Genomic DNA, 7,634 nt, shown 5'->3' on the forward strand with positions numbered 1-7,634 from the left:
GAAGCAACTATAAACCCTAAACTATAAACTCTAAACCTACTTAATTTCCATCACCAGTACACCCAGCGGGGGCAGTTCGATGGGGACGCCCGCGGAGGCGGCGGCTTTCAAACGGGTTTTGGTCCGGAAGATGTCGTTGAAGGCATAGGTTTTCGAGGCGTCAAGCTTCATGGCCTGCCAGGCCGCTTCCGGAATCCGTACGGTGGTTTTTGCCGGCTTTTCCTTATCGAAATTACAGACGATCAGCAGCTTCTGCCCGTCCGAATGCCGGAGGTAGCTGTAGAGCCGGTGCTGGTCATAGCCCTCACTCTGGCCGTTGCTGTTCACGTATTGCAGGTCGAAAAAGCCGCCCGTCCGGATGGCGTCAGAGCTGTTGACCAACTGATTAAGCTGCTGGTAAAAGGCTCGCAGCGCCTTCTGGTCGGCCGTAAGCCCGCCGCCGTCGAATTTGCCCGGTCCGTCGCCCCGGCGGTTCACCCACGCCTGAAATTCCGGCACGCCCCAGTAATCAAAAATCGTCGTGCGGCCGTCTTCGCCCTGAAACCCTTCCGACTGCGTCGGGTTGACGCCCACTTCCTGTCCGAAATAGATCATGACCGGACCCGTGTGCAGGGTCGCCGACAGCGTCATGGCCGGAACGGCCGTCCACGGATTCCCGGCGAAGTATTTGCTGGCAATGCGCTGTTCGTCGTGGTTTTCCAGAAAACGGAGCATGTGGTTGGCGAAATCGCCGGATTCCTGCTGCCAGACCCGGGTAATGTCCTCGACCGAGCCCTTGCCTTCCATCAGCCGCCGCAGGGCGTCGTAGAGGCCGACCTTGTCGTAGAGGTAGTCGAATTTGCCCGTGAAGATGTAATTCCGGTACTGCTGCGGATTGTAGATTTCGGCGATAAAGACAATGCCCGGTTTGGCGGCCTTCACCTGCGGAATGGCCCAGGCCCAGAACTCGACCGGCACCATTTCGGCCATATCGCAGCGGAAGCCATCCACTCCCTTTTTGGCCCAGAAAAGCAGAATATCCCGCATTTTGGCCCAAGTGGAAGGAATGGGGTCGAAGTGGGTCTGTCGGCCGTTCTGGTAATCGACGCCGTAATTGAGTTTGGTGGTTTCAAACCAGTCGTTGATGTCCGGCTGGGCCCTGAACACGTCGTTTCCGGTCGCTTTGGCCGGATTTTCGGTATACGGGCCATCGGCGGGGACGGGTACGTGCACTTCGCTGGGCACCTCAAAAGGCTGGTTGAGGTAGTAAAAATTGTTGGACGGACTAAAGCCCGTCTTTACGTCGTCGCCCTGGCCCAGGTCCTTCACCCCGCGGGGCTTGGCATCCGAATGGTACTGCCGGGCCACATGGTTGGGAATGAAGTCAATAATCACCTTCAGCCCGGCGGCGTGCGAACGTTTCACCAGCGCCTCAAACTCCTTCATGCGGGCTTTAACGTCCACCGCCAGGTCCGGATTGACATCGTAGTAATCCTTGATGGCGTAGGGCGACCCGGCCCGGCCCTTCACCACGGCCGGATGGTCTTTTCTGATGCCGAAAGCCGAATAGTCCGTCATCAGCGCGTGTTCAACCACGCCGGTGTACCAGACGTGCGACACGCCGAATTTCTTCAGTTCGTCGAGGGCCTTTTCGGTAATGTCGTTGAACTTCCCGACGCCGTTTTCGTCGCGGCTGCCCCAGGGTTTGTTCGTCGTTTTCTGGTTTCCGAAGAGGCGGGTGAAAATCTGGTAAATAACAAGTTTGTCGGACTCGGTAGCAGTCAAATCAGTCATGCGGATAGAAGAGTACGGTTCAGCAAATCGGGCGGCGGCCGAAAGAAAGCCGGTCGCCAAGAGGCCCGTTGTGAAGGTTCGACGGTTGATCAGAGGTTTTATTTTAGGAGCAGAATCCATCATCATAGGTTTCGGACGCAAAAGTAGTGTCCGCATGCTTAAAGGTAGCTATTTAACGAATAATTATGCCTCTCCCGCATTGCAGGCCCAATTTCTGCCCTGGTTGCCAAGTTTGTAGGGCCAAATAATAGCAATATTTAAAAAAAGTACATAACAAAAGGTAGATCATTTCAGCCCGCAGGCTTTAGCTAGCGGATTGACCGTTGCCTTTTTCTGCGCTTAGCCATTAATCTACATTCACCGCCACATCCATTTCTTCAGGATTATGAACCGTTTAGCGATGGCCTCCGAAAATCTTCTTCTGGAATCCTTGCGCAGGGGCGACCGTGACGCCTTTACGCAGATTTACCGGCGCTACTGGGAACCTCTTTACCGGACTGCATATTGTCGCCTTCACGTTCGCGAATCAGCCGAGGAAATTGTGCAGGATCTGTTTATCCAGCTTTGGGAACGGCGCGAAACGCAGCACATCGACCGGTTGGAAAACTACCTGTTTCGCGCGGTCCGTAACGCTGTAATCGACTACATCCGCCGGGAGATTTCCCAAAACCGCCGCCTGGAATATTACCAGTTGTTCATGCTGACGGACGACCACAGCGGGGAGGGAGACTCGCTGGAGGTGGCCCAGCAGCAGCTCAACCGGGGCATCGAGCTGCTGCCGGATAAGACCCGACAGATTTTTGTGCTACACCGGCTGAAAGGATGGCCCATTGAACGCCTCGCCCAGCATTATGCCCTCTCAGACAAAGCCATTGAGTACCACCTTACGAAGTCCCTGAAAGTACTGCGGCTTTATTTGCGCAACGCCCTGTATTGCACGATGCTCCTCCCGCTCGCCTAAAGTTCCGACTTTTTCTCGATTGCGCTTTTTCAGGAACTTTTAGGAAATCAATTTGCAATTCGTATAATTTTTCTCATATTTCCTTAAAATATTTTAGGGTTTATCCTAAATCCTGCGACTTATTCACGGAAAATGTCGCCGGAAAATGACCAGAGCCGCATTCGAACAATTACTGGAACGCTATAGCCAGGGCACCTGCACATCGGACGAAGCAAGGCGCGTTGAAACGTGGTTTGCGCAGCTGGCGTCCGGCTCGGTTCAGGAACTGGACGAGGCCGAGAGAGAAGCGATTCAGGCCCGCATGCTGGCGCATATTCGGCGGCGGACTGAATCAACGACTCCGGTCGTGCCGCTCCGGCGGCTCTGGCAGACCCGGCCCTTTGGCTGGGTAGCGGCGTTTCTGTTGCTGGGGCTTTCCGGCCTCTGGCTTTACCTCAGCCAGTCCGGTCCCGACGCTGCCCCGGGAGATGCGCCCCTTTTATCGGCACAGCAGAACCCTCCGGCTGTGCACCGGGCGCAGAGCAACCCCCGGACGGTCTCTTTGTCAGACGGCAGCCGGGTGGTGCTCCAGCCGGGGAGCGTCCTGTACATTTCCGCCCGGTTTGGCCGCGAACGGCGCGAAGTTGAATTGCAGGGGAACGCCTTTTTCGACATTGTCCGCGTTCCGGACCGACCCTTTCTGGTCTACTGCGGCCCAACCATTACCCAGGTGCTGGGCACCCGGTTCTGGATTCGTTCGCAGGGCAAAGAGACGCCGGTGGAGGTAGCCGTGCGTTCGGGGCGGGTTACGGTGTTCGAAAACGCCAAAGAGACCAGCGGCGTCAGGAGCACGCCCGCGTACCCCAAACGCAACGGAGTGGTGCTGACGCCCAATCAGAAAGTCGTGTTTTATCCCCAGCAGCGCCAGTTGGTAACCGGGCTGGTGGCCCGCCCTCAGTTAATTATTCCTCCGCAGCAAATCCCTGCCTTTACGTTTGATGCCACGCCCCTGCCCGAGGTCTTCCGGACGCTGGAAAAAGGCTATGGCGTTGAATTTATGCTGGCGGAAGAAAAGCTGGAAAGCTGCTCGTTCAGTGGTGACCTCACCGGTTTGTCGCTGGAGGAAAAACTGAAGCTTATCTGCGAGTCGGTCAATGCAGCTTATGAGGTTCGGGGGACTCACATTCTGGTATTCGGCCGGGGGTGTCGCTGAACCGGTTATTTGGAATGGCTTTTAATCAGCAAAGCGTAGTTCTTCAACAGATACCTTAAACCTTAATCCTTAACTCTTAACCATTTAACCAGCCCGCCTATGTCCTGAAAACCCCTCTTCAAAAATCGGCCAACGGTGCTGCAACACCATTGGCCCGGTCGACCCCCGTTTCTGCTGAGCCTCCTCCGATCCGGAAGAGTTAAGGGTCTATTGTCTTATTTTCTCAAAATAAAACATGTCGAAAGTATGAAAAAAACGCGACATCTACAATTACGTGTACTGATCTACAGCCTTATGAAAGGATCATTGGTACAACTGGTCATCGCCTGTCTGCTGACCGCCGCCTCGCTGGCGCGTCCGGGACATGCTCAGGAAGTGATGGACCGCCACATTTCCCTGCGCGTGGAAGACCAGCATCTGGGAACGGTTCTTCGCAAAATTGAAGAGCTGGCCAGCGTCAAGTTCGTCTACAGCCGTGAACTTATCCGGACGGACCGGAAAATCACGTTCCAGGTTCAGAATCAAAAACTTGGATTGGCTCTGGAGCAGTTGCTCCAGCCGCTGAACATCTCCTACCAGCTCGTTTCCAACCGGATTCTGCTTCGACAGACCGACCCCAAGTCGGCCACCGCGCCCGGTCTTCAGACAGCCGCTTCCCAGGTCGCCGCGGTGAGCATTTCGGGGAAGGTAACCGACGAAGAGAGTAACGGACTGCCCGGCGTGAGCGTCGTGCTGAAAGGCAGCCTGACCGGGGCCAGCACCAACAGCGAAGGGAGCTACACCATATCGGTCCCGGCGGCCAATGGTACGCTGGTGTTCTCGTACGTGGGCTACGAAACACAGGAAGTCGCCATCGGGGGCCGCACGACCGTCAATGTTCAGCTGAAGGCGGACACCAAATCCCTGCAGGAGGTCGTGGTCGTGGGCTATGGCAGCCAGATCAAGAAGGAAGTTACCGGGGCCGTACAGACCATCGGCGCCGCCGAAATCAAGGACCTGCCCGTATCGCAGATCGGACAGAAGCTCCAGGGACGTCTCGCCGGGGTGCAGATCAACCAGACCACCGGCCGACCCGGCTCGGGCATCAACATCCGGATTCGGGGGCAGTTGTCGGTCTCGGCCGGCAGCGACCCGCTATACGTCGTGGACGGCTTTCCGATTACGGGCAACATCGCCCAGTTGAACCCCGACGAAATCGAGGACATCTCGGTCCTGAAAGACGCCGCTTCGACGTCGCTGTACGGATCGCGGGCGGCCAACGGGGTAGTGCTCATCACGACCCGGCAGGGCAAGGCCAACCAGACCAGCATCAGTTTCAACGCCTTTGCGGGTGTCCAGCAGGTGCCCGAGCGCGGCCGCATCAAAATGCTCGACGCCCAGGAGTTTGCCCAGTTTAAAAAAGAGTTTTTTGAAGACCAGGGACGCCCCGTTCCGGCCGAATTTGCCAATCCCGCCGATTATGCCGGGAAAAACAACGACTGGTACGGTGCCGTGCTCCGCGATGCTCCGGTGCAGAGTTACAACCTGAGCATCAACGCCAACCGCGAACGGTCCAAAACGTCGGTAGTGGCCGGTATCTTCAACCAGCAGGGCGTAGTGCTCAACAACGAGTACAAGCGCTATTCGCTGCGGATGAATTCCAGCTACAACATTTCCGATAAAGTGTCGCTGGGTTTCAACCTCGCTCCCTCCTACGTCTTCGACAATACGCCCCGGACGGACGGCGACCGGGGGACCGGGATTCTGTTCAACGCCCTGCACACCTGGCCCGTGATGCCCATCTACGACGCCAACGGCGACCTGACCAAGTTCAACACGTTCCCGGGCAGTACGGGCAACATCTTCGCCTATCCCAACTGGGTGCGTGCGGCCTCGGAAATCACCAACGAAACCCGCAATACGAACCTGCTCTCGAACGCCTTCATTCAGTACGAGCCCCTCAAAGGTCTGACGCTGAAGTCCACCATCAACGTGGAATATCTGGGGTCGAAGTTCTTCTTCTTCAACCCGTCGACGGCCACCAACCAGATCAACGTTCCGATTCCGACGTTGGCGGTTTCTATTCGGCAGGCCCTCGAAAGCGTTTCGTGGCTGAACGAAAACCTGATCACGTACAACCGCAGCATCAAGGACCACAACTTCGAAGTGCTCGCCGGTTTCACAAACCAGCACTTCCGGTCTGATTTTTCGCGGATTCAGGCCGACACGTACGCCGACGACCGGCTCCCGACGATCCAGGGGGCTCTGAATATCAACCGGCCCCAGACCGTCAATGGCGTCAACGAATGGGCACTGACCTCGTATCTATCGCGTCTGACGTACAATTATAAAGGCAAATACCTGTTCACGGCGGCTCTTCGTTCCGACGGTTCAAGCCGTTTCGGGGCCAACAACCGCTGGGGTACCTTCCCCTCCGTATCGGCGGGCTGGGTGCTTTCGGACGAAAACTTTATGAAAACGCTGCCGAGCGTTTCGTTTGCGAAGGTGCGGGCCAGCTACGGCATCATCGGTAACAACAACATCGGTAACTACACCCAATATGCGCTGGTAAATAACACGGTGAACGCCGTTTTCGGCAATACCGTAGGCACCGGGGCCGTCGTCACCTCGCTGGCAAACCCGAACCTGGGCTGGGAAACCACCCGGCAACTCGACCTCGGCCTTGACCTGGGCCTGTTCAACGACCGGATCCAGTTCACCTACGACTATTTCACCAAGCGCACCACCAACCTGCTTTACGCCGTGCAGGTGCCACAGGAATCGGGTTTCAGCAACTTCAACGACAACATCGGGGAAATCAGGTTCTGGGGCCACGAGTTTGCCGTCAACACCCGCAACACGGCGGGCAAGCTGAAGTGGACGACCAACGCCAATATCTCGTTCAACCGCAACCGGGTGGAAGCGCTGGCACCGGGCATTGACCGGGTATACGGCACGTTCCACATCACGCAGGTCGGGCAGCCGTTTGGCCAGTTTTACGGGCTGGTCAAAGAGGGCTTTTATATGAACGCCAGTGAGGTGCAGACCTTACCCACCATTGCCGGCCGCTCGGCCGTGGGCACCATCAAGTTCCGCGATGTGAACGGAGACGGCCGCATCACGTTCGGCGGCGACCGCGACGACCGCGCCATCATCGGCAACCCCTTTCCCAAATTCGTCTACGGGATCACCAACAACTTCAGCTACGGCAACTGGGACTTTTCGATTGTCGGTTCCGGCTCCCACGGCAACCAGTTGTGGGTGCGCCACCTCTACAGCACGGCCAACCTCGACGGCGTGTTCAACATGGTCGCGGGGGTGAAGGACCGCTTCCGCGTGGGTCCGGACGGACGGGTCATTACGCCGGGTGCGGGCATCTTTGGCGTCACCAACGGCGGGGGGAACTTTACGGGGATTGAGCGCGACTGGCCGAGCAGCCATTTTGTGGCCGATGCCTCGTATTTCACCATCCGGAACATCACGCTCGGCTACAACATGGGAGCGGTGCGGAAGTTCTTCAAGTCGGCCCGGCTCTACGCCTCCGTCCAGCAGGCCTACGTCTTCACGAAGTACCGGGGCGGCCCCAACCCCGAAACCAGCGCCCAGGGCGACGGCAACGGGGACGGCGGCAACCTGAGTCAGGGCCTCGACCTGTCGAACTATCCGGTTCCGCGCACTTATACACTCGGTGTGAACCTGAATTTTTAGACCTTAACCTCCTGGCACATT

Annotated in this window: 4 protein-coding genes; 3 read left to right on the top strand and 1 reads right to left on the bottom strand. The window is 57.1% G+C overall.

Annotated features, from left to right (window positions below; all coding sequences use genetic code 11):
- Positions 1-36: 36 nt before the first annotated feature.
- On the bottom strand, positions 37-1,773 hold the full coding sequence (locus ORG26_RS23480; RefSeq protein ID WP_266366145.1) for an alpha-amylase family protein: 1,737 nt from the start codon (positions 1,771-1,773) through the stop codon (positions 37-39).
- A 385-nt stretch (positions 1,774-2,158) separates the two neighbouring features.
- Between ORG26_RS23480 and ORG26_RS23485 the strand changes: the two genes are divergently transcribed.
- The 3 genes from ORG26_RS23485 to ORG26_RS23495 all read left to right on the top strand — a co-directional run bounded on the left by ORG26_RS23485 (position 2,159) and on the right by ORG26_RS23495 (position 7,613).
- Positions 2,159-2,734, top strand: a complete 576-nt coding sequence (locus tag ORG26_RS23485) for a sigma-70 family RNA polymerase sigma factor (protein WP_266366147.1) — start codon at positions 2,159-2,161, stop codon at positions 2,732-2,734.
- Between the two features lie 145 nt (positions 2,735-2,879).
- Positions 2,880-3,926 (top strand): FecR family protein, encoded by a 1,047-nt coding sequence (locus ORG26_RS23490; RefSeq protein ID WP_266366149.1) that lies wholly within the window; start codon positions 2,880-2,882, stop codon positions 3,924-3,926.
- Positions 3,927-4,220: 294 nt separating this feature from the next.
- Positions 4,221-7,613 carry a TonB-dependent receptor gene (locus ORG26_RS23495; protein ID WP_266366151.1) on the top strand — a complete coding sequence of 1,131 codons (3,393 nt, stop codon included), beginning with the start codon at positions 4,221-4,223 and terminating at the stop codon, positions 7,611-7,613.
- The last annotated feature ends 21 nt before the right edge of the window (positions 7,614-7,634 follow it).

Source organism: Tellurirhabdus rosea, from assembly GCF_026278345.1.
Lineage (GTDB): Bacteria > Bacteroidota > Bacteroidia > Cytophagales > Spirosomataceae > Tellurirhabdus > Tellurirhabdus rosea.

Bases quoted from the DNA above. Each gene is read 5' to 3' on its own strand.
- ORG26_RS23490 (WP_266366149.1), top strand. From the start codon at position 2,880: ATGACCAGAGCCGCATTCGAACAATTACTGGAACGCTATAGCCAGGGC.
- ORG26_RS23495 (WP_266366151.1), top strand. From the start codon at position 4,221: ATGAAAGGATCATTGGTACAACTGGTCATCGCCTGTCTGCTGACCGCC.
- ORG26_RS23480 (WP_266366145.1), bottom strand. From the start codon at position 1,773: ATGACTGATTTGACTGCTACCGAGTCCGACAAACTTGTTATTTACCAG.
- ORG26_RS23485 (WP_266366147.1), top strand. From the start codon at position 2,159: ATGAACCGTTTAGCGATGGCCTCCGAAAATCTTCTTCTGGAATCCTTG.